The organism is Pseudomonas sp. NPDC087639 (assembly GCF_044743385.1).
Lineage (GTDB): Bacteria > Pseudomonadota > Gammaproteobacteria > Pseudomonadales > Pseudomonadaceae > Aquipseudomonas.
The window spans coordinates 29,702-55,868 of sequence record NZ_JBIUWI010000023.1 but is presented as its reverse complement, the minus strand read 5'-3'; the positions used below and the strand labels follow the sequence as shown (position 1 = coordinate 55,868).

Below are 26,167 nucleotides of genomic sequence, written 5' to 3'. Positions count from 1 at the left end.
TCGCCAGCAGGCTGGCTCCCACAGGGGATGTGTGAGCGCCACAGATCCAATGTGGGAGCCAGCCTGCTGGCGATGGCGGCAATAGGGTCACTGCAAATTTCAGCCGCGCACCAGACTGCGCACCGCCACAATCTCCGGCACGTCCTGCTTGTGCATATACACCCGCAACGGCTCGGTGATGTTGATCCGGTCATCGATGTTCTGATCCAGCAGCAACTGAATCAACTCGCGCTTCAACGTCATGGTCGTGTCTGAAACCCGGGCCCAGACGAATTCGCTGGTGGGAATGATGCCGTCATCCGCCACGTCCATGCCGAAGGAATCTTCGCTGAAACGCACGATGTACTGACCGGTCTTGCGGTTGAGGCCGACAAAGCCCTTGAGGTCGTCGGCGGCCTGGCAGATGAGTTGGGAGGTGATGCGCATGGTAAACCTCACGAAATGTTGATCGATGGTTTACACGCAGGGCGCAACAGTGGGCGCGTCCTCTGCCGGGACGTCTGCCGTGGGCAAGCGTACTGCAAACAGCGCCACAAAAGTGCAGGAAAAATCGCTTTTAATACGTTTATGTCGGTCTCGCGATAGCACCCGATCGATTCAGTTGTTAAAAGGTACGTCTTTGAAAATGCCCTGCGAAAGGAATTCGAACATGCCCGCCACTTTCACCAAAAGCGCCCTCATGCTGAGCCTGTTGCTCGGTTTCGGTCAGGCGCATGCCGCCAGCCAGACAACGCCCGACGCCGTGGCTGCGACGCATGGCATCCCGCACCCGGCGGTAATCGCCCACCGTGGCGCGTCCTTTGATGCACCGGAATCCACCGCTGCGGCCTACAAACTGGCCCGCGATCTGGGCGCCGATTACCTGGAAATGGACCTGCAACGCAGCAAGGATGGCGTGCTGTTCGCCCTGCACGACAACAACCTGCAACGCACCACCGACGTCGCCACCAAGTTCCCGGAGCGCAAGGACAGCCCGGCCACGGCTTTCACCATGGCCGAACTGAAAACCCTCGACGCCGGCAGTTGGTACAACAAGGCCTACCCGGATCGCGCCCGCCCTTCCTACGCGGGCCTGAAAATTCTGACGCTGGATGAAATCATCGACATCGCCCAGGCCAACCCGCAGCACAAGCCGGGCCTGTACATCGAAACCAAGGAGCCGCAACTGTTTCCGGGGATCGAGAAAGACCTGAAAGACAAACTGCAGGATCGCGGCTGGCTGAGCCCGGCGGGTTCTAAACTGGCGAAAAGCCCACTGGGCGTCGGTCAGGGCAAAGGCAAGGTGATTTTGCAGACCTTCGAGAAGAACAGCCTCGAACTGCTGCAAAAGGAAATGCCGCAAGTGCCGAAGATTCTGCTGTTGTGGGTCGGCGAAGGCAGTATCGAGCCGAAATCCAAAGTGACGTTTGCCGAGTCGGGCGAGAAGGACAAGAACGCTTTCTACGGCAAGCAGGAGCCGAAGTCCGAAGCTGAGTTCAAACAGTGGGTCGATTACGCCAAGGCTCAGGGCGCCATCGGTACCGGCCCTTCGGCGAAGCTGACCAAGGGTGGCGATCAGAGCTATTCCGATCTGGTGCAACCGTGGATGAACAAGTACACCCACGACCAAGGCATGCTGGTGCATGTCTATACCGTCGATGAGCCGGTGGACTTCGAAAAAGTAATGGCTGCTGGTGTCGACGGTATCTTCACCAACCGCGCCAGCGAACTGTTGAAGTTCTATAAACGCCCGGCCGCTGCCAGCGTTGATCAGGTGTTGAAGAACAACGGGTTCTGATCTGTAACCGAAGTGTCCGCATCGCGAGCAGGCTCGCTCCCACAAGAGCATCCTGCGGACGATGCGAGTTTTAAGGGTGAATTAAGTTGCGCTGGTTAATCTGAACCCACTCCAACAGAACACGCACTTAAGCAACCCAAGGAACGAACCGATGAAAACTTTGACTGCCCTGTTTACCGCCGCTGCCCTGACGCTGACTGCTGGCCTGGCCCAGGCTGATGTTCGCGTCGACCAGATCCCTGAGCTGGTCAAGTCCGGCAAGATCAAGTCGCTGGAATCGATGAACGCCGAAGCCCTGAAGCTGCACCCGGGTGCGACGATCACCGACACCGACCTGGATAATCACTTCAACGGTTATGAGTATGAAGTTGAGCTGAAAACCGCTGATGGCAAAGAGTTCGACGTGGACTTCGACGCCACCACCGGCAAGGTACTGAGCAACAAGCAAGACACCTGATACACCGCGTACCCAAAGCCGCGCGATCTAATGATCGCGCGGCTTTTTCATGCCCGGCATAAATCCCTGTAGGAGCTGTCGAGTGAAACGAGGCTGCGATCTTTTGATCTTTAAAAACAAAATCAAAAGATCGCAGCGTGCCGCAGCTCCTACAGGATCGGGTGAACGACGCTAAAGCCTGCCCCCACACAGAAAATGCGCTGACGATCAGACCGAGGTACTGACTAGTGAGCCGGAGGTGCTGCTGTCGGAATCCTGCAACGCCTGCAACAGCGCCGCCGTGGCGGTTTGCAACGAGGCTGAGGTGCTGGAGATTTGCGCCTGTGCCGCCGCAACATCCGCAGCCTTCGCCTCAGCACTTTCCTGCTTCGCCTGCGCCGCTTGCAGCGCCTGTTGCTGTTCCTGCAATTGCTTTTGCAACTCGGCAATCTGCTTGCGCAGCTCTTTCACCGAGTCCGATTCTTCACTGCTGCTGGAACTGCTGTCGCCCGCCGGCGCCGCGCCGCCACCTGCGGCGACTTTGCTGGTATCGGCCGCTACACCGCTGCTCGTCGTTGCGCTGGTCGAGGTGTCTTCGCCAACGTCTTTGATCGAGGTTTTGCTGGTCGACGGGGTGAGGGTCTGGTTGATCGAAACAGAGGTGATGCTGACCATGGGAATGCTCCAATGCCGGTTATGGATAACCGGTCATCGACCATGGCCGCATTGAATTGAGATCGACTGTGTACCGACTCGGTATCCGAATCGGTACACAGTCAACGGTTCAGGCGCTCAGGCGCGCGGTGACTTCGTTCAGTTGCCCCGACAGCCCATGCAGGTTCTGGCTGGCACTTTCGGTGCGCTGGACGCTTTCGAGGTTGGTGCTGGCGATGGAGGTGATCTCGGTCAGATTGCGTGAGATGTCCTCGGCTACCGACGTCTGCTCTTCGGCGGCGGTGGCGATCTGGCGGTTCATGTCGCGAATCGCTTCCACCGCGTGGGTGATGCGCTCCAGCATCGCGCCGGCCTGGGTGACCTGCTCGACGCTTTCATCGCTGCGGGTCTGGCCGCTATCGATGGCTTGCGCGGCGTCCACCGCGCCGGTCTGCACGCTCTGGATGATCTGGTTGATCTCGATGATCGACTCCGCCGTACGCTGCGCCAGGTTGCGCACTTCGTCGGCGACCACAGCAAAACCACGCCCGGCCTCACCGGCCCGCGCCGCTTCGATGGCGGCGTTCAACGCCAGCAGGTTGGTCTGCTCGGCAATGCCGCGAATCACTTCCAGCACCTTGCCGATACGGCCGCTGTCGGCTTCCAGACGACGGATCACCGTGGCGGTGTTGGCGATTTCGCCGCGCATCTGCGTGATGGTGTGAATAGTGCTTTGCATGACCTTTTCACCCTGCTGGGCGGACTGGTCGGCATCGTCGGCAGCGCGCGCCGCATCGGCGGCGTGACGCGCCACTTCCTGGGCGGTGGCAGACATTTCGTTCATTGCCGTGGCCACCTGATCGGTGCGGTTGAATTGCTCGTTGGTGCCGCCGGCCATGGTGGTGGCGATGGCGTTCAACTCGCCGCTGGCGCTGTCCAGGTCACTGGCACTGCGCTGCAAACGGGTGAAGGTTTCAGCGAGGAAATCGCGCAGCGTATTGGCGGCAGCGGCGAGGTTGCCCAATTCATCCTGACGGTCGCTGGAGACGCGCTCAGCCAATTTGCCTCGGCTCAACTGGGTCACGTAATCAATCAGCTTACGGATCGGATCGACCAGATTGCGGTTGACCAGCCACAAGCTGAGCAGACCAATCAACAAACTTGAAGCAAGCATCACCAGGGTGCCTAGCAATACCGTGCGATCAGCCTCGGCACTGATCAGCGCCGACTGCTCGGTGCCCTGTTTGCGCAACTCGGTCACCAGTTCGCTCATCTGCTCGCTGGTCGCGCGGTCGACGCCTTTGACAGCGACGTCTCCCGCCGTTGGATCGCCGCCCGCCGCTACATAGGCGTCGCGACCCTTCTGGTAAGCAACGCCCAACTGACGGTGCTCGTCGCGCAAACGATCGATACGGTTTTTCAGACTTGGCTCGATACCTTTCTGGCTGGCCAGTTCACCGAGGATGTTCTGCACATCGCGCTGACGGTCTTCGAACTGGCCCCAGTACTTGGCCAGGTCTGCCGGTTGCTTGCCGCGCAGCAGGACGTTTTTCCATTCCTGCACCTGCACCTTGAATTGCAGGTTGGCTTCGTCGATCAGTTGCGAAGTGTGCAAGGGGCCTGCGATCAACTGGCTGTAGCTTTGCACGCCGTTGGACAGGAAATGGAAACAGGCCAGCGCGATCAACAGCATCGCCAACAGGCTGCCACTCAGCAGGGCGAGAATTTGCGCTCTCAGGGATTTTTGCAGCATCGCAGGTACTCAAGACAGGGATGAGGCACGCCCGAAACGAGCGTGAAATGGTGCGGACTTCCCTGTCAGCGAACCTTGGCCCGTGGCCAATGGCGCGCAACCTAATGCACCTGTGATCGGCGTTCCAGAGCGCTTCTTGAGAAAAATCCGACCGCCGGTAAGTTGCTGATTTGACGTCATTTTGCCGTCACACAAACGTCATGTGACATTGCGATGATGCGGCTCAGGTGAATCTGTGAATTCCCTGTCTCACGCCAACCTCGCAGCGAGCCTTCATGAACCACAGCCTCGATATCAGTCATCGCGATCCTGACCTGTTTGGCTTGCTCTACGGCTTTCGTTTTCTGCCCGGTGAGCGTGGCCGCGAGGTCGATTCGGCGACGGCACTGCGCTGCCTGCAGGACGACAGCGACAGCGGCGAATTCCTCTGGCTGCACCTGAACCTGGCGCACGCGGCGTGCGAGCGCTGGATGAAAAGCCATCTGCAATTGCCCGACGAGTTTTTTGAGGCGCTGCACGAAGGCTCGCGTTCGACGCGCATCGAACATGTCGACTCGGCATTGCTGGCGGTGGTCAACGACGTGGTGTTCAACCTAAGCAGCATGGTCTCTTCTGATGTGTCGACGCTGTGGGTGTGCGTGCGCAGCAAACTGATCGTCAGTGCGCGCCTGCAACCGCTGCATTCGGTGGATAAATTGCGTTCGTCGGTGAAGGCCGGCGAGCGCTTTCGCTCGCCCTCGGAATTGCTCGTGCACCTGCTGCGCGATCAGGGCGAAGTGCTGACGCAGATCGTGCGCAAGACCAGCCTCAGCGTCGATCAGGTCGAGGACGAATTGCTCTCATCGCGGCTGTCGACCAACCGTGCCGAACTCGGCGCCCACCGGCGGGTGCTGGTACGTCTGCAACGGCTGTTGGCGCTGGAGCCGGGTTCGTTGCTGCGCCTGCTCAATCGCCCGCCGCCGTGGTTGCAGAAGGAGGACGTCAAGGAGTTGCGCAAATCCACCGAGGAATTTGCGCTGATCATCAACGACCTCACTGCCCTCGGCGAGCGGATCAAACTGCTTCAGGAAGAAATCGCCGCCAACCTCAACGAACAGAGCAACCGCACACTGTTCACCCTGACCGTGGTGACGGTGCTGGCGCTGCCGATCAACATCATTGCCGGTTTCTTCGGGATGAATGTGGGTGGGGTACCGTTGTCGCAAGACCCGGAGGGGTTCTGGATATTGGTCGCGCTGGTGGCGACGTTTACCGTGATTGCCGGGCGCTGGGCGTTTCGTAAACGCGGGGATTATTAAGAGCAAAAGATCGCAGCCTGCGGCAACTTCTACAGGGCGACATCAGCTTTTGTGGTGAGGGGATTTATCCCCGATGGGTTGCGAAGCAGCCCCAAAACCCGACACCTTGGTTTATCAGTTAAACAGTGGTCACCGTATTTACGACTGCTGCGCAGCCGATCGGGGATAAATCCCCTCGCCACCGGGAACTTCATCAGTTGTCGTGATCAATCGGCTGACAGACCAAACACTGACCTGAAGCAGTCTCTCTGTAACATTCTGCAACGATCATGGGCGACATTCCTTCCCTCGCTCAGGATTGTCCGCTCATGGCTACTCCCTCCCTGACCGCCCGCCAAACGTCTGCCCCCAGCGGCAGGCCCGCCCTCGACAAGAAAACCGGCCCGTTCACCTACGTGATCTTTTTCGCAGTGCTGGCCATGGGGATGCTGTTCACGGCCTATAGCCTGATGCACGACATGCACGAACTCGGCACCGTGGTCACCACGTGGACGCCGTTCCTGCTGCTCGGCGTGGCACTGCTGATTGCGCTCGGCTTTGAGTTCGTCAACGGTTTCCACGACACCGCCAACGCCGTGGCCACAGTGATCTACACCCACTCGCTGCCGCCGAATGTGGCGGTGGTCTGGTCGGGGTTCTTCAATTTCCTCGGTGTGCTGCTGTCCAGTGGCGCGGTGGCGTTCGGCATCATCGCGTTGCTGCCGGTGGAGCTGATCCTGCAGGTCGGCTCGTCCGCCGGGTTCGCGATGATCTTCGCACTGCTGATTGCGGCGATCCTGTGGAACCTCGGCACCTGGTGGCTGGGCTTGCCGGCCTCGTCGTCGCACACGTTGATCGGCTCGATCATCGGCGTCGGCGTGGCCAATGCGTTGATGCACGGGCGCGACGGCACCTCTGGTGTGGACTGGGCGCAGGCAACGAAGATTGGTTACGCATTGCTGCTGTCGCCGCTGGTGGGTTTCGGTTTTGCGGCGTTGTTGCTGCTGGCGCTGCGCGCGTTCGTGAAGAACCGTTCGCTGTACAAGGCGCCTGAAGGCAACACCCCGCCACCGTGGTGGATTCGCGGTTTGCTGATCCTGACCTGCACCGGTGTATCGTTCGCCCACGGCTCCAACGACGGGCAGAAAGGCATGGGCCTGATCATGCTGATTCTGGTCGGCACCTTGCCGATGGCCTACGCCTTGAATCGCACCATGCCGGAAGAACAATCACTGCAGTTCGCCGCCGTGGCGCAAGTCACCCAGCAAGCGCTGGTCAAAAGTTCACCGCTGCCGGCGCCGGCCGATCCGCGCCCGATCCTCTCGGATTACATGCGCAGCAAGGAAGCCTCGCCGCAATTGGTCCCCGCCCTCGCCGCCCTCACCGGGCACATCGGTGAAGAAGTCAAAGGCTACGGCTCGCTGGCGAAAGTCCCGGCCGAAGCCATGGGCAACGTGCGTAACGACATGTACCTGGCCAGCGAAACCATTCGCCTGATGGACAAGAACAAGGTCGGCAACTTCGACGCCGACACCAGCGGCAAACTGCAACTGTTCAAGCAGCAGATCGACAACGCGACGCGATTTATTCCGCTGTGGGTGAAGATCGCCGTGGCCATCGCGCTCGGGCTAGGCACCATGGTTGGCTGGAAGCGGATTGTGGTGACGGTCGGCGAGAAAATCGGCAAGACCCACCTGACTTACGCACAAGGCGCGTCGGCGGAAACCGTGGCAATGCTGACCATTGGCGCAGCCGACATGTTCGGTTTGCCAGTGTCGACGACGCACGTGTTGTCTTCGGGCGTGGCCGGGACCATGGTTGCCAATGGCGGCGGATTACAGATGAAGACCATCCGCAATTTGTTGATGGCGTGGGTGCTGACGTTGCCGGCGGCGATTTTGTTGTCGGGCAGCCTGTACTGGTTGTTCACCCAATTGTTCTAAGCTCACATTCGCTCGAAAGATCCCGGCTGGCCCCGCGCAAACCGGGATTTCTTTTGTCGGTTTGAAACTTGCCAGCCTCGCCGCAAAGCGCCAGTGGTCAAAAAACGCTTCAGTTTGTCGGTCGGGTGCCGACTATTAAGTCACTCGACGTCTCCAGGAGGGCAACAGTGAATTTGTACATCAATCAGCTTCAACAACGAGCTGACTTCAAGGAAGCCATCTACGCCGGCGATATCTTTCTGAACACGCAACTGCGCGCTGCCCAACAACTGTGTGCCTTTGCTCAAGAGAGCATCACGGCTGCATTCAACGGTGAAACCCAACACCAGGCGCTGCACACGCTGATGCCGGTGGAAGAGTTCGTCGTGCTGGTGACTCGCCTCAAGGGCCAGTTCACCAACAGCCTGCGCGTCAAAGAACTGATTTTGAGTTTTATCGAAGAGATCGGCGCCGATCCGCGTGAATACATCTTCGACGTGCCGCGCATCCGCGTCGTACCCAATTACGACTACCTGCACGCCGGGGTCAGCTACGCCTACAAGCCGCATCGCGACACCTGGTATGGCAGCGTCGATTGCCAGATCAACACTTGGATGCCGGTGCACACCATTTCCCCGGATCAAACGATGATGATCAACACCGGCTACTTCGATGTGCCGGTGAAAAACACCTCCAGTCAGTGGAGCCTGTCGGACTGGATCAGCAACCAGCGGCACAAGGCCAAGGACAACCTCAAGGACGAAGTCCGCGTGCATCCGGTGCCGCAGGAAGAGATCAATACCGCGTCCGAACTGCGTATCGCCGGCAATACCGGCGAAATGCTGATTTTCTCCGGCTCACACCTGCACGGCACCGTGGCCAATCACACTCAGCAAACCCGCTTCAGCGTGGATTTCCGCCTGATGCACCTGGATGACCTCAAACATCAGCGCGGCGCGATCAATGTCGACAGCGCCTGTCCGGATGTCGGTGCCGGTTTCAAAGATTATTTCCACGCCCACGATTTTTCGAATTTCCAAGGAATCCAGCAATGACCAAGCGTCGCATCACCCCAGCCGAGGCTCAGTACAACGAAACCCGCGCCAATGTCCTCAAGCGCGTGGATGCCGAGTACGTAGCGGACGCACCGTTTGTATTCGCCAACCGCATCGGTGTGACCGCTGCCCTGTCGCGCATGGAGCTGTTCAAGAAAGTCGCAGAGATTCCGGGCGCGATCATCGAGTGCGGCGTGTACAAGGGCAACTCGCTGATGCTCTACATGCACCTGTCGATGATTCTGGAGCCCTACGCGATCAACCGTTCGATCGTGGGTTTCGATACCTTCGAAGGCTTCCAGAGCATCAGCAAGACCGACGATCCGGCCGACGTCAACGAAACCATGTTCGCCGATACCGACCAGTCGCTGATCCAGGACATGATCGACGCTAATGACTTGCTGCGTCCGGTCAACCGTATTCCGCGTTGCGAACTGGTCAAGGGCGACATCGTCAAGACCGTGCCGGAGTGGGTCAAGACGCGTCCGGACCTGGTCGTGGCCATGTTGATTCTCGACACTGACCTGTACGAGTCGACCAAGGTCGCGCTGGAAACTTTCCTGCCCTACATGCCTAAAGGCGCGATCGTGGTACTGGACGAAGTGGCTTATCGCAACTTCCCGGGTGAAACCAAAGCGCTGCGTGAAGTGCTGGACCTGAACAAAATCGAACTCAAGCGCCTTCCGTTTGATTCGTGCGTGGGTTACTTCCACGTTTGATCATGCCGTGAGCAAACGTGTGGGAGCGAGCCTGCTTGCGATGAAGCAGCGTCAGTCGGTGCAGATCTAGACTGATGAACCGCTATCGCGAGCAGCCTTACTCCTGCATTTTGATTGGTGTAGTGGGCTAGAGAGTGGAACGGATCACCTCCCCCAACCAATCCATAAACGCCCGCACCCGCAACGGCAAATGCCGCTGCCGCGCGTACAACAGCGAAACCCCCATCGCCGGCGCGTTGTATTGCGGCAGCACCGCCACCAATTCGCCGGTTTGCAGATGCGAGCGCAGGCCGGTATTGGGCACCTGCACAATCCCGAAGCCGCCCAGACACGCCGACTCGTAAGCATCGGTGCTGTTGACCGTGACACTGCCGGCCATTGGCACACGCCGTATCTGCCCCTCCTCCTCATACACAAACCCTTCCGAACGCGAACCGAGCACGCCGACGTAATGCACCAGTCGATGCTGCGCCAGATCTTCCAGGGTCTGTGGCACGCCATAGCGTTCAAGGTAAGCAGGGCTGGCGCAGTTGATCATGCTGACGTCGCACAGGTGCCGCGCCACCACCGACTGATCCGGTTGCGCGCCGACGCGCAGCACGCAATCAAAACCTTCGCTGAGCAGATCGACGCGGCGGTCAGTGCTGCTGATTTCCAGTTCCAGGTTCGGGTGGCGATCCATGAACTGCGGCAGCCGTGGCATCACTACACGCCGAGCGAGAATGTTCGGCATGTCGACGCGAATCCGCCCGGTCAGCGACGCTTCGTCCTGACGGAACAAGCCTTCGATCTCGTCCATGTGCGAGAGCAGATCCTTGCTGCGCTCATACAAAACCAGGCCGTCCTGCGTCGCTTGCACCTTGCGTGTGGTGCGTTGCAACAGACGCGTACCGAGCAGCGCTTCCAGCGCTTGCACATGCTCGGACACCGTTGAACGTGGCAGGCCGAGGTTTTCTCCGGCGAGGGTGAAACTTGATAACTCGCTGACCCGGACGAAAGTGCGCAGCAGTTCCAGTTTGTTCATGGGGCCACTCTCTGATTGTTCGAATCATCCGAACAGTGATTCCGATTTCAGTCTGTTTATCACCTGGCGGCGGATAAATAAACTTTGATCCATCACCACTCACCGCAACCGAGGACGTCCCATGAACCGCAAAATTGCATTGATCACCGGCGCCAGTCGTGGCCTGGGCAAAAACGCCGCCCTGCATCTCGCAGCCCTCGGCATCGACATCATCGGCACCTACAACAGCCGCGCCGATGAAGCTCAGGCGCTGGTAAGCGAAATCAAAGCACTCGGCGCGAAAGCCGTGATGCTGCAACTGGATGTCGGCCGCAGCGAAGGCTTTGCCGACTTCGCCGCGCGGGTCGAGCAGGCGTTGCAGCACTTTGATCGGCCGCGATTTGATTTCCTGATCAACAATGCCGGGGTCGGTTTGCATGTCAGTTTCGCCGAAACGACCGTGGAGCAATTCGACCTGCTGATGAACGTGCATTTCAAAGGGCCGTTCTTCCTGACTCAGCAACTCCTGCCACTGATTAACGATGGCGGGCGGATCATCAACGTCTCCAGCGGGCTTGCTCGCTTCACCATCCCGGGCGCCAGTGCTTATGCGGCGATGAAAGGCGCGATTGAAGTACTGACCCGCTATCAGGCCAAGGAACTGGGCTCACGGCAGATCACCGTAAATACGCTGGCGCCGGGTGCGATTGAAACCGACTTTGGCGGCGGCACTGTGCGCGACAACCCGGCGGTGAATGCGATGGTTGCCAGCAATACGGCGCTGGGTCGTGCGGGGCAGCCGGATGATATTGGCGGAGCGCTGGCACTGCTGCTGTCGCCGGGTGCGCAGTGGATCAATGGGCAGCGGGTTGAGGCGTCGGGCGGGATGTTTCTCTAAACCTCACTAAAAACTTTTTTGGAAATAGCCATTGTGGTGAGGGGATTTATCCCCGATGGACTGCGCAGCAGGCCCATTTTTTGGGGCTGCTTCGCAACCCATCGGGGATAAATCCCCTCGCCACAGGTTTTTATTTGCCGCAGTTTTTGTGTTATCCCTCACAGACACGGCGGGTAAGGAAGCGCTCGCGCATTACGTCATAGCCCCAGTGATACACGTAGGTGTACGGCAGAAAGAACAGCAACACGCCGATGTCGAGCAACAACGCTTGCCACAGACTGACCGACAACCACCAGGCAATCAGCGGCACACCCATCACGATCAAGCCACCCTCGAACAGCAACGCATGCACCACCCGCACCCAGGCGTTGTGCGCGACGTTCATGCGCGCCAGCATGCGGTCGAAGAAACGGTTGAAAACCACGTTCCAGCCCAGCGCCAGCATCGCGATCAGTACCGTCACCGCGCCCATGTCGAGCAGCGGTTTTTGCATGATCCACGCCAGCAATGGTGTGCAAATCAGGATCGCCAGCAGTTCGAAACCGATGGCCTGGAAAATACGTTCAGTGATGGATTTAGGGGCAGTCATGGCCTGACTCCTTGAGTGAAGATGGTTGCCATGATCCACCCCCGCACCGATACTTAATAACCAATAACCATCGATCAAGGCGATAGTTCATGGCTTCGCAAGAAGTGCTGTTGGCGTTTGTCCAGGCGGCAACCCAGGGTTCGTTTTCGGCGGCGGCGCGCAAACTCGGGCGCAGTCAGTCGACCATCAGTGCGGCGGTGGCGAGTCTGGAGATTGATCTGGATCTGATCCTGTTTGATCGCAGCAGCCGCAAACCGACCCTCACCCCCGCTGGCCACGTGATGCTGCAACGGGCCGAGGCGATTCTGGCAGCCAACAGCCGTCTGGAAATGACCGCACGACAATTGTCCCAAGGTGTCGAACCAAAGCTGACCGTGGCGATTTCCGACACCTACCAATCGGCGCGTTTCGAAGCGGCGTTGATGGGCTTCGAGCAGCGTTATCCGGATCTGGAGCTGGAATGCCTGATCGCCGAATGCGATGACTTGATCGAACTGGTGCAACGCGGTCGAGCGCATCTGGCCTTTGCCGAGATGCAGGACACCTACCCACCGGATCTGGTGACCTCGACCGTCGCCGAGCGCACGGATATCGCCTTGTTCGTCAGCCGCGAACATCCGCTGGCGACGCTGAAAAATGTCGATCAAGCCATCCTCGAACAGCATCGCGAACTGCGCCTGGCAACGATCATCAATCCCTACGAGAGTCGCGCCAAGGGACGCGTGTGGTCGGCACCGAGTTATCTGATGTTGATGGAAATGGCCGAAATGGGCTTCGGCTGGGCGCCACTGCCGCGCTGGCTAGTGGGACGTTTCGGCAATGGCACGCTAGTGGAACTGAACGTGCGCGGCTGGCCGAAACCGGTGTTTGTCGATGCCCTGTGGTCGCGGCTGTATCCGCCGGGGCCGGCGGGGAGTTGGCTATTGAGCAAGATGCTGGAATAGCGGCCGATCAGGCGGCAGCAATATCCGCCGGCCGATTCACCTGAAAATACTCATGCAACCCACGCATCGCCGGCAACTCCAGCGCCTGCGCCGCGTAACACAACCCCACCCGCCGCGTCGGCGCCGGCAGATGCAACGCGCGCACCACCACCCGTCCATGTCCGTTCACCAGTGACTGCGGCAACATCGCCACGCCGACACCCGCCGCGACCATATGCAACGCCTGCTGCAACGAGCCGGCATGCCCGGCCACCGCGTCTGGCGAGCGCCCGTACAGCGCCATCAAACGCTGATGCGACGGATGCTGCGGGCAAGTGATCCAGTCTTCAATCGGTGCCCAACCGGCCTGCGCGGCCGCCATCGGATGATCCAGCGGTAGCGCCATCACATAGGGTTCTTCCCACAGCGGCAGGAACAACTCGTCTTCGCAGCACATCTCCTCGACCGCCAAACGACCCTCACCGCTGCAACCTTCCTCCAGCGTCAGCAACAGATTCGGCAATGCCAGATGGGCCATGCGCACGAACGCTTCGATATGGCTGGCGGCAATATCGCCCTCGATACCCAGGGTCAACGGCAGGCGGTTTTCGCCACCGCGAAACATCCGGCTCAAGGCCTCGGCTTCCGCCACCATGCGCCGCGCTTGCGGGTACAACAACCGCGCCTCATCGCTGACCTCGACCCCGCGTGGCTGGCGGACAAACAGCGGCGCGCCGAGTTCTTCTTCAAGCTGCTTGATGGTCACCGACAGCGTCGGCTGACTGATGAACAGTCGCTGCGCGGCGGCGGTGATGTTGCGCTCCTCAAACACCGCGAGGAAGGCTTTGAGATGGCGGATATCCATAGGCAATTCCGATGACAGACAGAGGAATAAGGCATTTTTCAGCCTCGGCAGGGCAAAATATACTGCGCCCATTCTTCAGTCATTTGAAATTCTTATTTCAGGAGCGCATCCATGAGCAAGCCATTGATCATCATTACCGGGGCCAGTTCGGGCATCGGCGAAGCCACCGCCCGCCGCTTGAGTGCTGCCGGCCATCCGCTGCTGTTGCTGGCGCGGCGGGTTGAGCGTCTTGAAGCGCTGGAGCTGCCGAACACCCTCAGCCGTAAAGTCGACATCACCGATCGCGCCGCTTTGCTCGCAGCGGTGGCAGAAGCCGAGGCCCAATTCGGGCCGGCCGATGCGCTAATCAACAACGCCGGGGTGATGCTGCTGGGCGCGATGACAGAGCAGGACCCGGCGCAGTGGGACCAGATGCTCGACGTCAATGTGAAGGGTTTGCTCAACGGTGTGCACGCGGTGGTGGCCGGGATGGTCGAGCGTAAACACGGGACGATCATCAACGTCAGCTCAGTGGCCGGGCGCAAGACCTTCCCGAATCACGTGGCATATGTCGGCACCAAGTTTGCCGTGCATGGCCTGTCGGAAAACCTGCGTGAAGAGTTGGCGCCGCATAACGTGCGCGTGACCACGATTGCGCCGGGGGCGGTGGAGACCGAGTTGTTGAGCCACACCACGGATGAGGCGATCAAGACCGGGTATCAGGCCTGGAAGCAGGAAATGGGCGGGACGGTGTTGAGTGCCGAGGATGTGGCGACGGCGATTGCTTATGCGTATGAGCAGCCGCAAAACGTTTGCATCCGCGAAATCGTTATGGCTGCGACCCGCCAACAAGCCTGACAAAACGCCGAAGGTCCTTCGGACCTTAATCGCTAGCAGGCTAGCTCCCACAGTGATTGATGTCGGTCACAAATGCAGTGTTCAACCCCGAACCCTGTGGGAGCTAGCCTGCTAGCGATGAGGCCGGCGCTGCCATTGAAGATTTCAGATCAATCGAGTTCGCTCAACCGCCCCTCGATAAACCGCCGCTCCGGCTCCTGCCGCGTCAACTCCAGCGCCCGCAAATAACTCGCCCGCGCCTCCTCAACCCGGCCCAACTGCCGACAAAACTCCGCCCGCGCCGAATGCGCCAAGTGGTAATCCTGCAACTCCCCTCGCGCCAATATCCCCTCGATCAACGTCAACCCGGCCAACGCCCCGTCACGCTTGGCCACCGCCACTGCCCGGTTCAACTCGATCACCGGCGACGGCACCGCCCGCGACAGCACGTCATACAGCCCAACGATCTGCTCCCAATCGGTGTCCTCGGCGGTCGGCGCTTCGGCATGCACCGCCGCAATCGCCGCTTGCAGACAGTACGGCCCGAACCGCCGCGTGGTCAGCGCCCTTTCCACCAGCGCACAACCTTCAGCAATCAAACCGGCATCCCACTGCGAGCGATCCTGATCATCCAGCAGCACCAGCTCCCCTGTCGGCGAGGTGCGCGCCGGCCGTCGCGACTCGTGCAGCAGCATCAGCGCCAACAGCCCCATCACCTCCGGTTCCGGCAGCAACTCCATCAACAACCGCCCTAGCCGGATTGCTTCACGGGTCAGATCTTCCCGCGTTAACTCAGCGCCCATCGACGCCGAATAGCCCTCGTTGAACACCAGATAAATCACCCGCAACACACTGTCCAGGCGTTCGGGCAGTTCGCTCAGGCTCGGCACTTGATAAGGGATTTTCGCGTCACGGATCTTGGCTTTCGCCCGTACGATGCGCTGGGCAATCGCCGCCGGCGCCGAGAGAAAGGCGCGGGCGATTTCTTCGGTGGTCAGATCGCAGACTTCGCGCAAGGTCAGCGGCACTTGCGCATCTGCCGCCAGCGCCGGGTGACAGCAGGTGAAGATCAGCCGCAGGCGATCGTCTTCCACGTCTTCGTCACTCCAGTCGGCCTGCTCCAGCTCTTCCAGCTGCGCCAACAACAATGGCTGCGAGGCCTTGAACCGTGCACGACGACGCAACACATCAATGGCCTTGAAGCGCCCGGTCGACACCAGCCAGGTGCGCGGATTGTCCGGCACGCCGTCGCGCTGCCAGCGTTCGACCGCGACGAAAAAAGCCTCGTGCAAGGCCTCTTCGGCGAGATCGAAATCACCGAGCAGACGAATCAGCGTCGCCAGAATCCGCCGCGAGTCTTCGCGATAGACCTGCTCGACCCGCGCCCTGACTTCAGACATTCAACTGGCGCACGGGACGCACTTCAACGCTGCCAACCCGGGCCGCCGGGATGTTGCCGGCGACCTGGATCGCCTCGTTGAGATCCTTGGCATCGATCAGGTAGAAGCCGGCCAGTTGCTCCTTGGTTTCAGCGAACGGGCCGTCGGTGATCGACAGTTTGCCGTTGCGCATGCGCACCGTGGTGGCGGTCTGCACCGACTCCAGCGCTTCGGCGGCGACCATCCGCCCGCTGCCCTGAATCGACTCGGCGTAGGCCCAGCACTCGGCGTCCTCGGGGCTGTCGGGCGACGAGTGCAGCAAGCGCTCATCGCTGTAGACCAGGCAAAGATATTTCATGGCGTTCTCCTGAAACGAACGGATCAACTATGGCTGAAGATCAGGGCTGCACTTCGAACAGCGTCGCGCCGCTCATCGGATCGAACGGTGCCGACCAGTGCTCGTGGACAATGCGCCACGCCCCGCCAACCTGCCGATAGCACGCGGTGACGCGCATCCAGCAGCTCTGGGTTTCGCCCTTCTCGTTGGTGCCGCCGCAATTGGCCACCCAATGGGCGAAGGCAATGTTGTCGGCGCTTTCGATGACGATCTCGTGGAATTCGAAGATGTGCGGGCCGGGGCACATTTCCATGCATTCCACCCAGTGCGCGCGGTAGGCCGGTTTGCCCTTGAATTGCAGGGCCTTGATTGCATCGAACGAGACGATGTCGTCGGCGTACAACGCCATGACTTTCTCCACGTCCTTGGCCATGACGGCCTGTCGATAGGTGTCGATCAGGGTCTGGATTTCAGTCTGTGCGCTCATGGTGTTCTCCGTGATTGTTGTTGTGAAGACACCTTTAGTCGTTCGGCCAATCGGCAGATCGACAGACGAAACAAAAAATTTCCGCAGGAAGCAAAGTCGCTAGAATCCGGACTCATCTTTGTAGGAAAAAGGAAATTCCCGTGTCAGCCCAACTCGTGCCGTACGACAGCCTGAACGCATTGCAGCGTCAGCAAGTCGAGGCGATTGAAATCCATCCCGAGCAGATCAAGTTTTCCGGCGACATTCATGGCGCGTTGCACACCTTGCTGTCGAAACCCGGCCCCGGCGTGAAGGGTTTTGCGCTGCTGGCGGATGAAATGCCAGTGGCGTTCCTGCTGCTCAAGCGCCCGCCGGTGTTACCGGCCTGGGCCGATGAACACAGCGCCACGTTGCATGCGTTGCAGGTGGATCGCCGGGCGCAGGGCAAGGGTTACGGCAAGGCGTGTCTGCAAGCACTGCCCAAAGTCGCACGCCAGGCATGGCCGGAGATCAAAGGGCTGGAATTGTCGGTGGACGCCGACAATGACGCCGCCATCGCCCTGTACGCCAAACATGGCTACGTCGACAGCGGCGAAGCCTACAAGGGCCGAATCGGGTACGAGCGACGCATGGGCCTGTTTTTCTAAGTCATCGAGGGAAGCACGATGATCGACTCAATTGAAGCACTGGAAGCTATTTACGGATTGCCCCACGAGCGTGCGGTGCGCAAGCAGATCACCTTTCTCAACGAGGACTATCAGGCGATGGTGCGCGTGTCGCCGTTGGTGATTGTCAGCTCGGTGGGCGCTGATGGCCTCGACAATTCGCCACGCGGTGATGCGCCGGGGTTTGTGCGGATCATCGACGAACGCACCCTGGCCCTGCCGGATCGTCCGGGCAACAACCGCATCGATACCTTGCGCAATGTGCTGCACGATCCGCGGGTGTCGCTGCTGTTCATCATTCCGGGGATTGGCGAGACGTTGCGGGTCAACGGCACGGCGTCGATCAGCGCCGAGCCGGTGTTGCTGGAGAGTTTTGCAGTGAACGGCAAACCGGCGAAAACCGTGTTGCTGGTAAAAGTGGAAGCGGCGTATTTCCATTGTTCGAAAGCGTTTGTGCGCTCGGATGCGTGGAACCCTGAAACGCATCTGCCGCGCTCGGCGCTGCCTACGGCCGGAGCCTTTCACAAGCGTTTGAACGACGGCCAGTTCGATGCCGACAGCTACGACCGCGAGGCGCCGACCAGAGTGCGTGACAGCCTCTATTGAAAAACCAGATCTGATGTTCTCTTACAGGATTTTGTAATCACCCTGTAAGAGTTATCCCACGCAAAAAACCTCAACTCACCAAAACTTATAAAACCCTGTAAGTAAATTCTGATTTTTATTCTAGAGATTGACGACCCACTGTCAAACACTCTAGGTTTTAGCCATGAGTCAATTTATTAATTACTCAATAGATTACCATTTTCGAAAAACGGACTCCGACATGGAGACCGACACTTAAAGCACAGCAGCACTCGACATCCCCGGGGAGCACCGTGTGACAAACACTCTAATTAAGACTTCAAAATCAGAAATCACCAATAATGAAATAATCATACTGGATGGAAAAATTTCCATACCGAAAAACTATCTTCTAGAGAAAGCTTTTTTAGAACCGACAAGCATTCTAATTGTTTCTGGCTCTCTAATAGAGGGCATAGGAACTATTCACTCTGACATCGACTGCATCATTCTCTGCGAGCAACGCCCTACAGCGAGAAGCATTAAAGATATCGAACACGCGTTTGTCACAGACGAAGATTATCGCCATATCACGAAAAACGAAGAAGTCCACAACACAACCGACTTCTATGGAGACACCAGCATCCACATTGACGCTGACTACATCACCTTCTCGGAAATTGAAGATATATACAAAAAAATCGACAAGGCGTTTACCGAGGTAATTTCTGATCAGCGCTTCCTATATAACCCGATACTAACAAATACAGAAAACAACATCATTCATCGCTCTATTATCGGACATGCCATTACAAACGAAGAAAGATTCAAATCTATAAAATCAAGAATCCCTTTAGACAAGCATATCTACATTGCACATCGTGAGAAACTCCCCGTCTTTTACGCGTTTCAGGACATTCAAGGCTGTTGGCAGTCGGGAAATCTATGGATGGGTTGTGAGATAGCCAGAGACATGATGCTAAAGACGTCCATGAGTTTCACCTACCTCACTGGTACTTCGAACAAGCACTATAAGTGGGTATACTCAAATATGTATCGAGTTGAAGGATTCGAAACCATCAAAAACAAGTTTTTTGTTTTGGCCAGGCAAGGAGCAACTACAGAGACGGAATGCAGATCCTACATCCAAGAGATATTGGACTACATGGACTTGGTATTCCTAGCAATTGAGGACCTGCTAAAAACAAAAGACATCTATCCAACGACAAAAACTTCTCTTGCCGCACTAGACAATGAGTTCAACGAGCGCAAACAAACCATACATAAAATATCAATGTGCGAGTACTACTTCAGAAAAAAATACTTTGCTGCATCCCAGACCCCACGCCTAACAACCTTACTCAAAGAATGGGATTAAACACTCACAGTTAGCTCCCCTTGGAATGCCACAAGCGGTCCATCGTATGGAAATATTAAAACTATCTGCACCGCTAATATTTTCCAGATTGGGAGATATGATTGGATCACTGATTTTCTTCTCCTTTATTGGTCATTACATTGTCGACTCGCTGAGTGCCGCATCATTTGCCTTACGCGGGTTTTGTAGCTGGCATGGAACCTTTAGAGTCAATAATTTAAGGAATCGAGTATTTCGGAAACATGGGAGTGGTGCCTGCGGTTGCAGTATTCCACCCCGACGCCGGCTCACACTACTCCACAAAAGCGCGTCCTTCCGTCGACTTTCTAAATACACTCGGTAAAAAAATGTCAGAAATTTATCAAAGAGAAGGCTTTAGACCGCTAATAGAAGGAAGTGGAAGAAACTCTTTAGATACTGAAGCTTACCTAGGAGGTTTTTCATGAATTATTCTTTGGATAAGGGAGTATTTATTGCATTCGAAGGTACCGATGGCGCTGGAAAATCAACGGTTGCGCGAGCAACATATGACAGAATTTTTCAGTCCCATTCTGCATTGCACTATATAGACAAAAATCGTCCTCCAGTGCCTACAGGCTATACAGAGTTTCATATGTCTCGGCTACGTGAAGTCTTATGGGATTATCCGGACAACGCTCCCCTTGAACAATTAGGTGACAAACACTGGATGAGCCTCATCACTGCGTGGTTTCAGGCCACAGATCATGCGGCTATAACACCTTTGATCAATTCTGGCGCAAGCTGCATCTCCGATGGTTGGCACTATAAATACCTAGCGCGCTTCCTGCTTAAGAGTACTGATTTGGCTGAGAATGCGTTGGCAATGTTCTCAACGATTAGAAAACCTGACTTCGTAATTTTTTTAGATGTTGATCCGGCACTGGCAGCACAGAGAAAAGGATCATTTCGCCTTAGCGAGAGTGGAGCCTATGACGGCGCCAATGCAGATCCCCAGAAGGGCTTCATTGACTATCAGAATCGAGTTAGATCCAGTTATGAGCGATGCGGTCTGGTGAACTGGATAAGAATCGATACAACCGATCTAAGTGAGGAAGCCGTACTCGATAAGGCGGTGACTGCAGTCCAGAGCATTCTTTGTAGGGAGTAGAAACCAACGAACGTATCCAACGACGGCCAGTTCGATGCCGACACGTACGACCGCGAGGCGCCGAAGCGGGTGCAAGACACCCTCTACTGACACACCATCCCCTGTAGGAGCTGCCGAAGGCTGCGATCTTTTGATCTAGATCTTAAAACCCAAAATCAAAAGATCGCAGCCTTCGGCAGCTCCTACAGGGGGACGTGTTTACAGGGTCAGAATCATCTCGTGCCACGCCATGCCGCCATGGTCCGACTCAGACGGTTTGATGTAGGCAAAGCCAAACCCGGCATACAGCGGGATGTGCTTTTCCTTGCACATCAAGTGAATCGTCGCTTTATCCATCCCTCGCATACGCTCGATGAACTCGGCCATCAAGCGCTTGGCCAGGCCTTGGCCCTGATAGTCTGGATGCACCACCACTGACATGATCACCACGTTCGGCCCGGCCGGGTCGTGGCCGATCAGTTCCTTGAACGCCTCGTCCGACATCTGCACGTCAAACGCCGCGCCCGAGTTGATGAAACCCGCGACCTCGCCGCCCACCTCGGCAACGATGAAACCCTCCGGCCAGGTCCCAATGCGCGTGGCGATCTTCTCGCGAGTGGCAGCTTCGTCGCCTTCATAGGCAACGGTTTCGATGGCGTAGCAGCGGTCCAGGTCGGCGGCGGTGACGTTGCGAATGACGGTGTTCATGGCAGCTCGAAAATCAGCGGGGAAAAGTGCGCAAAGCATAAAGGAATAAGGTGTGCATATCGATCCGCGCGGGCGGCGTAAAGCCTGCGTATAAGCGCTTTTCTTCGGGTTCGCGGGGGGCTATTTCTGTGGGGTGTCTCTGACTACCCTTGGGGGAAACCGCTTATGAGCAGCGTTGAGATTGGCCTGTTGATGGTGTTGGGCATCAGTACATTCGGCTTTATCACCCTGGGCATCGACCTGATGCGGGCGCGCCGTAAACAGCGTTGAAAACAAGAGGCGGATCAGTGATCCGCCTCAGCGTTGTCGGCTCAGGATTTGCTGTCGACCGGTACGCAGATTTCCAGCTTGCCGGTATGCAGTTTCGGATTGAAGTCCGCACTGTAGCGCTCCAGCTCCGGGGCGTTCAGCTCCACATAGTGAGAGCTCGGCAGCCAGGTTTTGTAGATGTACTGCAGGGTCTGCGGCAACTGGTCGAGTGGCCCTGTATGTTCGAACACCGCGTACTGGCGGGGTAACACTTCGACCCATTGATACAACTTCTGATCCAGATCATCGAGCTTGCTTATTTCCACCCCGGCGATGTAATCGAAGCCACCCTTGCCGTCGAAATTGCAGCAGACCCCGTAGGTCACTTCGCCTTTTTGGCCAGGAATGCGCCCCAGGTGCGGCAGGAATTTTTCCCACAGCGCCGGGATATCCTTGGCGGTCTCTTGGGTAAATCGACCGCGAAAACCTGCTATCAGCAGAAAGTGTCCATGTTCGAAGCGAGGTTCAGCCACTTCGACGCGTGTTTGCTCATCCATGACTCGACTCCTGGAACAAAAAAGGGGTTCGGCTGGTGAGTATAGAAAGCCCATGCCGATTCGCACGATTACAGTGCGTGCAGCTGCTCGACGGCACCGGAGCCGACAAACTCGTTGTAGCCGGATACGATCACGTAAACCGCGAAATAGCAGAAGATCGCCGCAGATGCCATATAGGAGTAGCGCAACAGCTTGTCGCCCAGCAGCTTGCCTCCGTGGCTGGCGGCGAAGCACAAACCGGCTGACCACAGCAGCCCGGCGCAGAGAAAACCACCGAGGAACAGCGCCGAACTGACTGGGCCACCGCCACCGGAACGGGCGATCAGCGTGCCACCGACTGCGGCGAACCACAGAATTGCACTGGGCGAGGACATGGCCAGGAAGATCCCGCGAAAGAACTCCTTGCGATGGGAGTTGTGCCCCACTTCGGCGGTTTCAGCCAGCAGCGCTTCGTGGTGAATCGCCGAATAAATCATCTTCGCGGCAAAGTAGATCAGCAGCGCCGAACCGCCGATCCACAGCACCCAGCGCACGGTTTCGTATTGCAGCAGAACGGTCATCCCGGCCAGCGCCAGCACGGCGTAAATCAAGTCGCCGACACAAGTGCCAAGGCCCAGCGCGAAGCCTTGAAAGTAACCGCGCTGCATCGCCAAAGTGATCATTGCGATGTTGGCGACGCCGATGTCCAGGCACAGCGAAAGGCTCAGCAAGAAGCCGCTGGTGAATTCCATCTACCGATTTCCTTGGGAAAAATTTGTTTACGCACAGACTGGACAGTCTGCCATCACTGCCCTTATCTTCGCCAACAGGTCACCGCAGTGACCAGCGTCGCTCGGACGGTTCCGGGCGCTTACGTTATCCGAGGCAACAATGGCCGAACAAGGTTCGCCGCGCCGCTTTGCGCGCATAGATCGACTCCCCCCTTACGTTTTCAACATCACCGCCGAGCTGAAGATGGCCGCCAGGCGTCGCGGTGAAGACATCATCGACTTGAGCATGGGCAACCCCGACGGCGCTACGCCGCCGCACATTGTCGAAAAACTCGTACAAGTTGCTCAACGCGAAGACACCCATGGTTATTCCACGTCCAAGGGCATTCCGCGCCTGCGCCGGGCGATTTCCAACTGGTACAAGCAACGCTACGAGGTCGATATCGACCCGGAAAGCGAGGCCATCGTCACCATCGGTTCCAAGGAAGGCCTGGCGCATTTGATGCTGGCCACGCTGGATCAGGGCGACACCGTACTGGTGCCGAACCCGAGCTACCCGATTCATATCTACGGCGCGGTGATTGCTGGCGCCCAGGTGCGTTCGGTGCCGCTGGTGCCCGGTGTGGACTTCTTCGCCGAGCTTGAGCGGGCGATTCGCGGTTCGATCCCCAAGCCGAAAATGATGATCCTCGGCTTCCCGTCCAACCCGACCGCGCAGTGCGTGGAGCTGGATTTCTTCGAACGGGTGATCGCCCTCGCCAAGCAATACGACGTGCTGGTGATCCACGACCTGGCGTACGCCGACATCGTCTACGACGGCTGGAAAGCCCCGTCGATCATGCAGGTGCCGGGCGCCAAGGACATCGCGGTGGAGTTTTTCACCCTGTCGAAAAGTTACAACATGGCCGGTTGGCGTATCGGCTTCATGGTCGGCAATCCAGAACTGGTCAACGCTCTGGCGCGGATCAAGAGTTACCACGACTACGGCACGTTCACCCCGCTGCAAGTGGCAGCGATTGCTGCGCTGGAAGGCGATCAGCAGTGCGTGCGCGACATCGCCGAGCAGTACCGCCAGCGGCGTAATGTGCTGGTCAAAGGCCTGCATGAGCTGGGCTGGATGGTCGAGAATCCGAAAGCGTCGATGTATGTCTGGGCAAAGATTCCCGAGGCATACGCGCACTTGGGCTCGCTGGAGTTCGCCAAGAAGCTGCTGGCCGAAGCCAAGGTCTGCGTCTCGCCGGGCGTGGGTTTTGGTGAGTATGGCGACGATCATGTGCGCTTCGCGCTGATCGAAAACCAGGACCGGATTCGTCAGGCTGTACGCGGCATTCGCGGGATGTTCCGGGCGGATGGGTTGACGCCGAAAACGACTAACTGACGACCGATCCAGGCACAAAAAAACCGCATCGCTGCGGTTTTTTTGTGTCTGCAAAAAGTCGCTTATACGAACAGCGACAGCAGCAGGATAAAGCCCAGCGCGACGATGGAGAGGATGGTTTCCATCGCGGTCCAGGTCTTGAACGTCTCGGCCACGGTCATGTTGAAGTATTGCTTCACCAGCCAGAAACCGGCGTCGTTGACGTGGGACAGGATCAACGAACCGGCGCCGGTGGCCAGCACCAGCAACTCACGATTGACGCCCGGGATCATCCCCACCACCGGCACCACAATGCCTGCGCCAGTGATGGTCGCCACAGTCGCCGATCCGGTGGCGATACGAATCACCGCCGCCACCAGCCACGCCAGCAGGATCGGCGAGATCTGCGCGCTGACCGCCATGTGGCCGATCACGTCGCCCACGCCGCTGGTCACCAGCATCTGCTTGAAGCCGCCGCCAGCACCGATGATCAGAATGATCGCCGCGGTTGGCGCCAGGCTCGCATCAAGCCACTTGAGCATTTGGTTGGAGCCAATGCCCTGTTTGTAGCCAAAGGTGTACAGCGACAGCAGCAACGCCAGCAGCAGTGCCGAGATCGGGTGACCGATCATGTCCATCCAGGTACGGAAGAAGTTACCGTCCGGCAGCGCCACGTCAGCAAAGGTTTTCAGCAGCATCAGGAACACCGGCAGCAGCACAGTGATCAGGGTGATGCTGAAGCTCGGCAGGACGGCGGAATCGTTTTCGCGGGCCAGTTGATCGACCAGTTCCTGATTCGGGTGACCCGGAATGTGCTTGGCGATGAACGTACCGAAGATCGGACCGGCAATGATGGCGGTCGGCAGCGCAACGATCAGACCGTACAGGATGGTCTTGCCGATATCAGCGCCGAACACGCCGATGGCCAGCAGCGGACCCGGGTGCGGTGGCACCAGACCGTGCACGGCGGACAGGCCGGCGAGCAGCGGGATACCGATCTTGATGATCGACACGCCGGTGCGGCGGGCAACGATGAACACCAGCGGAATCAGCAGCACGAAGCCGATTTCGAAGAACAGCGGAATGCCCACCAGGAACGCGGCGAACATCATTGCCCACTGGACTTTGTCTTTACCAAACGCGCGGATCAGGGTTTGGGCAATCTGGTCTGCCCCGCCCGACTCGGCCATCATTTTGCCGAGCATGGTGCCCAGCGCGAGGATGATGCCGACGAAACCGAGCACGCCACCAAAGCCGTCCTGGAACGCCTTGATGATGGTGCCGATCGGCATGCCGGACGTCAGGCCGAGGAACGCGGCGGCGATGGTCAGGGCAATGAACGGGTGAATCTTGAACTTGGTGATCAGGATGATGAGTCCGATCACCGTGACCACTGCATCAAGCAGCAGGTAGGCGTCGTGGGACATGCCAAACATTGGGGGTGTCTCCTGGTTTGTTGTTGTTATTAAAGCGGGTTAATCAGAAGTCGTGAGGACAGCGCTATCTGCATGGACACACTCATACCGCCTGTTTCAGGCCGTTGGCCCGCCACCAGACGTGAGCTTGTTCAGCCAGTTCTTCAACGCTGTGGATCGATGCATTCAACGCCAGAGTCAACGGCTCGCCCTTGGGCGATTCGAGGGTGGCGAACTGGCTTTCGATCAACGTGGCCGGCATGAAATGGCCCGGGCGGTGGGATACACGCTCGGCGGCCACTTCAGGCGTCAGTTCCAGGAACACGAAGCCCAGGCCCGGCAAGGCACTGCGCAGCACTTCGCGGTAACTGTGTTTGAGGGCCGAGCAGGTCAGCACCGGGCGCTGGCCCGAGGCATCGACGCGACGCAATTCATCGCACAGGCTGTCGAGCCAGCCGGCGCGGTCGTCGTCGTTCAGGGGGATCCCCGCGCTCATCTTTTCGATGTTCGCGGCCGGATGAAAAGTATCGCCTTCAATGGCAGTGGCGCAGCTCAATAGGCACAGGGCCTCGCTGACTCACGACTTG

Annotated in this window: 27 protein-coding genes and 1 pseudogene; 14 read left to right on the top strand and 14 right to left on the bottom strand. The window is 58.0% G+C overall.

Annotated features, from left to right (window positions below):
• Nucleotides 1-99: 99 nt before the first annotated feature.
• Complete coding sequence (locus tag ACIOVB_RS12475; RefSeq protein ID WP_401268043.1) at nt 100-426, bottom strand: DUF2025 family protein; 327 nt, start codon at nt 424-426, stop codon at nt 100-102.
• A 223-nt stretch (nt 427-649) separates the two neighbouring features.
• Here ACIOVB_RS12475 and ACIOVB_RS12470 point away from each other — a divergent pair, with 223 nt between their 5' ends.
• Nucleotides 650-1,777, top strand: a complete 1,128-nt coding sequence (locus tag ACIOVB_RS12470; protein ID WP_401268041.1) for a glycerophosphodiester phosphodiesterase — start codon at nt 650-652, stop codon at nt 1,775-1,777.
• Between the two features lie 151 nt (nt 1,778-1,928).
• A complete protein-coding gene (locus ACIOVB_RS12465; protein WP_007917758.1) occupies nt 1,929-2,234 on the top strand; it encodes a PepSY domain-containing protein in 306 nt (101 codons plus the stop codon).
• Nucleotides 2,235-2,441: 207 nt separating this feature from the next.
• Here ACIOVB_RS12465 and ACIOVB_RS12460 read toward each other — a convergent pair whose 3' ends face one another.
• Entirely contained in the window at nt 2,442-2,888 is a 447-nt protein-coding gene (locus ACIOVB_RS12460; RefSeq protein ID WP_401268039.1) for a hypothetical protein, read from the bottom strand.
• Between the two features lie 109 nt (nt 2,889-2,997).
• Complete coding sequence (locus ACIOVB_RS12455; protein ID WP_401268036.1) at nt 2,998-4,620, bottom strand: methyl-accepting chemotaxis protein; 1,623 nt, start codon at nt 4,618-4,620, stop codon at nt 2,998-3,000.
• Nucleotides 4,621-4,895: 275 nt separating this feature from the next.
• Here ACIOVB_RS12455 and ACIOVB_RS12450 point away from each other — a divergent pair, with 275 nt between their 5' ends.
• From ACIOVB_RS12450 to ACIOVB_RS12435, 4 genes are all read left to right on the top strand, one after another.
• Nucleotides 4,896-5,918 carry a transporter gene (locus tag ACIOVB_RS12450; protein ID WP_401268033.1) on the top strand — a complete coding sequence of 341 codons (1,023 nt, stop codon included), beginning with the start codon at nt 4,896-4,898 and terminating at the stop codon, nt 5,916-5,918.
• A gap of 308 nt (nt 5,919-6,226) precedes the next feature.
• Entirely contained in the window at nt 6,227-7,840 is a 1,614-nt protein-coding gene (locus ACIOVB_RS12445; RefSeq protein ID WP_187679317.1) for an inorganic phosphate transporter, read from the top strand.
• A gap of 167 nt (nt 7,841-8,007) precedes the next feature.
• Nucleotides 8,008-8,874 (top strand): hypothetical protein, encoded by an 867-nt coding sequence (locus ACIOVB_RS12440; protein WP_401268031.1) that lies wholly within the window; start codon nt 8,008-8,010, stop codon nt 8,872-8,874.
• Nucleotides 8,871-9,593 carry a TylF/MycF/NovP-related O-methyltransferase gene (locus ACIOVB_RS12435; RefSeq protein WP_187679319.1) on the top strand — a complete coding sequence of 241 codons (723 nt, stop codon included), beginning with the start codon at nt 8,871-8,873 and terminating at the stop codon, nt 9,591-9,593. The genes ACIOVB_RS12440 and ACIOVB_RS12435 overlap by 4 nt, the downstream gene beginning before the upstream one ends.
• 127 nt (nt 9,594-9,720) lie before the next feature.
• On the opposite strand, the gene ACIOVB_RS12430 is transcribed toward ACIOVB_RS12435, so the two are convergent.
• Nucleotides 9,721-10,617 (bottom strand): LysR family transcriptional regulator, encoded by an 897-nt coding sequence (locus ACIOVB_RS12430; RefSeq protein WP_401268029.1) that lies wholly within the window; start codon nt 10,615-10,617, stop codon nt 9,721-9,723.
• A 121-nt stretch (nt 10,618-10,738) separates the two neighbouring features.
• Here ACIOVB_RS12430 and ACIOVB_RS12425 point away from each other — a divergent pair, with 121 nt between their 5' ends.
• Nucleotides 10,739-11,494 carry an SDR family NAD(P)-dependent oxidoreductase gene (locus tag ACIOVB_RS12425; RefSeq protein ID WP_401268027.1) on the top strand — a complete coding sequence of 252 codons (756 nt, stop codon included), beginning with the start codon at nt 10,739-10,741 and terminating at the stop codon, nt 11,492-11,494.
• A gap of 151 nt (nt 11,495-11,645) precedes the next feature.
• On the opposite strand, the gene ACIOVB_RS12420 is transcribed toward ACIOVB_RS12425, so the two are convergent.
• The gene (locus ACIOVB_RS12420; RefSeq protein WP_401268024.1) at nt 11,646-12,083 is read right to left on the bottom strand and encodes a multidrug/biocide efflux PACE transporter; all 438 of its coding nucleotides are present in this window, start codon (nt 12,081-12,083) and stop codon (nt 11,646-11,648) included.
• Between the two features lie 89 nt (nt 12,084-12,172).
• On the opposite strand from ACIOVB_RS12420, the gene ACIOVB_RS12415 reads away from it, so the two are divergent.
• The gene (locus ACIOVB_RS12415; protein ID WP_187679323.1) at nt 12,173-13,027 is read left to right on the top strand and encodes a LysR family transcriptional regulator; all 855 of its coding nucleotides are present in this window, start codon (nt 12,173-12,175) and stop codon (nt 13,025-13,027) included.
• Nucleotides 13,028-13,034: 7 nt separating this feature from the next.
• Here ACIOVB_RS12415 and ACIOVB_RS12410 read toward each other — a convergent pair whose 3' ends face one another.
• Nucleotides 13,035-13,871 (bottom strand): LysR family transcriptional regulator, encoded by an 837-nt coding sequence (locus ACIOVB_RS12410; protein ID WP_401268021.1) that lies wholly within the window; start codon nt 13,869-13,871, stop codon nt 13,035-13,037.
• Nucleotides 13,872-13,982: 111 nt separating this feature from the next.
• Here ACIOVB_RS12410 and ACIOVB_RS12405 point away from each other — a divergent pair, with 111 nt between their 5' ends.
• A complete protein-coding gene (locus ACIOVB_RS12405) occupies nt 13,983-14,708 on the top strand; it encodes an SDR family oxidoreductase (protein ID WP_401268018.1) in 726 nt (241 codons plus the stop codon).
• Between the two features lie 149 nt (nt 14,709-14,857).
• Here the strand turns inward: ACIOVB_RS12405 and ACIOVB_RS12400 are convergent, their stop codons facing one another.
• Genes ACIOVB_RS12400 through ACIOVB_RS12390 form a run of 3 tightly spaced genes read right to left on the bottom strand, consistent with a single transcriptional unit; the run spans nt 14,858 to nt 16,890 of the window.
• Nucleotides 14,858-16,087: an RNA polymerase sigma factor gene (locus tag ACIOVB_RS12400; protein ID WP_401268015.1), complete on the bottom strand. Its 1,230-nt coding sequence runs from the start codon at nt 16,085-16,087 to the stop codon at nt 14,858-14,860.
• Nucleotides 16,080-16,424 (bottom strand): YciI family protein, encoded by a 345-nt coding sequence (locus ACIOVB_RS12395; protein WP_008081988.1) that lies wholly within the window; start codon nt 16,422-16,424, stop codon nt 16,080-16,082. Before ACIOVB_RS12395 ends, ACIOVB_RS12400 begins: the two co-directional genes overlap by 8 nt.
• 40 nt (nt 16,425-16,464) lie before the next feature.
• A complete protein-coding gene (locus tag ACIOVB_RS12390; RefSeq protein WP_401268012.1) occupies nt 16,465-16,890 on the bottom strand; it encodes a YybH family protein in 426 nt (141 codons plus the stop codon).
• 140 nt (nt 16,891-17,030) lie between these two features.
• Between ACIOVB_RS12390 and ACIOVB_RS12385 the strand changes: the two genes are divergently transcribed.
• The 4 genes from ACIOVB_RS12385 (at nt 17,031) to ACIOVB_RS12370 (ending at nt 20,605) form a co-directional block, all read left to right on the top strand.
• Nucleotides 17,031-17,516, top strand: a complete 486-nt coding sequence (locus ACIOVB_RS12385) for a GNAT family N-acetyltransferase (protein WP_401268009.1) — start codon at nt 17,031-17,033, stop codon at nt 17,514-17,516.
• 18 nt (nt 17,517-17,534) lie between these two features.
• Nucleotides 17,535-18,140, top strand: coding sequence for a pyridoxamine 5'-phosphate oxidase family protein (locus ACIOVB_RS12380; protein WP_401268007.1), 606 nt, complete (start codon nt 17,535-17,537; stop codon nt 18,138-18,140).
• Between the two features lie 274 nt (nt 18,141-18,414).
• Nucleotides 18,415-19,476, top strand: coding sequence for a hypothetical protein (locus ACIOVB_RS12375; protein WP_401268004.1), 1,062 nt, complete (start codon nt 18,415-18,417; stop codon nt 19,474-19,476).
• Between the two features lie 442 nt (nt 19,477-19,918).
• Complete coding sequence (locus tag ACIOVB_RS12370) at nt 19,919-20,605, top strand: dTMP kinase (RefSeq protein ID WP_401268001.1); 687 nt, start codon at nt 19,919-19,921, stop codon at nt 20,603-20,605.
• A 198-nt stretch (nt 20,606-20,803) separates the two neighbouring features.
• Here the strand turns inward: ACIOVB_RS12370 and ACIOVB_RS12365 are convergent, their stop codons facing one another.
• From ACIOVB_RS12365 to ACIOVB_RS12355, 3 genes are all read right to left on the bottom strand, one after another.
• Complete coding sequence (locus tag ACIOVB_RS12365; RefSeq protein ID WP_401267998.1) at nt 20,804-21,292, bottom strand: GNAT family N-acetyltransferase; 489 nt, start codon at nt 21,290-21,292, stop codon at nt 20,804-20,806.
• Between the two features lie 311 nt (nt 21,293-21,603).
• Nucleotides 21,604-22,098, bottom strand: coding sequence for a GyrI-like domain-containing protein (locus tag ACIOVB_RS12360; RefSeq protein ID WP_401267995.1), 495 nt, complete (start codon nt 22,096-22,098; stop codon nt 21,604-21,606).
• Between the two features lie 68 nt (nt 22,099-22,166).
• Nucleotides 22,167-22,829: a LysE family translocator gene (locus tag ACIOVB_RS12355; RefSeq protein WP_311882642.1), complete on the bottom strand. Its 663-nt coding sequence runs from the start codon at nt 22,827-22,829 to the stop codon at nt 22,167-22,169.
• A gap of 139 nt (nt 22,830-22,968) precedes the next feature.
• Between ACIOVB_RS12355 and alaC the strand changes: the two genes are divergently transcribed.
• Nucleotides 22,969-24,186 carry an alanine transaminase gene (gene alaC / locus ACIOVB_RS12350; protein WP_401267992.1) on the top strand — a complete coding sequence of 406 codons (1,218 nt, stop codon included), beginning with the start codon at nt 22,969-22,971 and terminating at the stop codon, nt 24,184-24,186.
• A 62-nt stretch (nt 24,187-24,248) separates the two neighbouring features.
• Here alaC and ACIOVB_RS12345 read toward each other — a convergent pair whose 3' ends face one another.
• Together ACIOVB_RS12345 and ACIOVB_RS12340 are read right to left on the bottom strand one after the other, a co-directional pair.
• Nucleotides 24,249-25,601 carry a GntP family permease gene (locus ACIOVB_RS12345; RefSeq protein WP_187679335.1) on the bottom strand — a complete coding sequence of 451 codons (1,353 nt, stop codon included), beginning with the start codon at nt 25,599-25,601 and terminating at the stop codon, nt 24,249-24,251.
• Nucleotides 25,602-25,683: 82 nt separating this feature from the next.
• Nucleotides 25,684-26,157 (bottom strand): annotated as a pseudogene (locus ACIOVB_RS12340) (gluconokinase); the annotation flags it as partial.
• Nucleotides 26,158-26,167 lie beyond the last annotated feature (10 nt).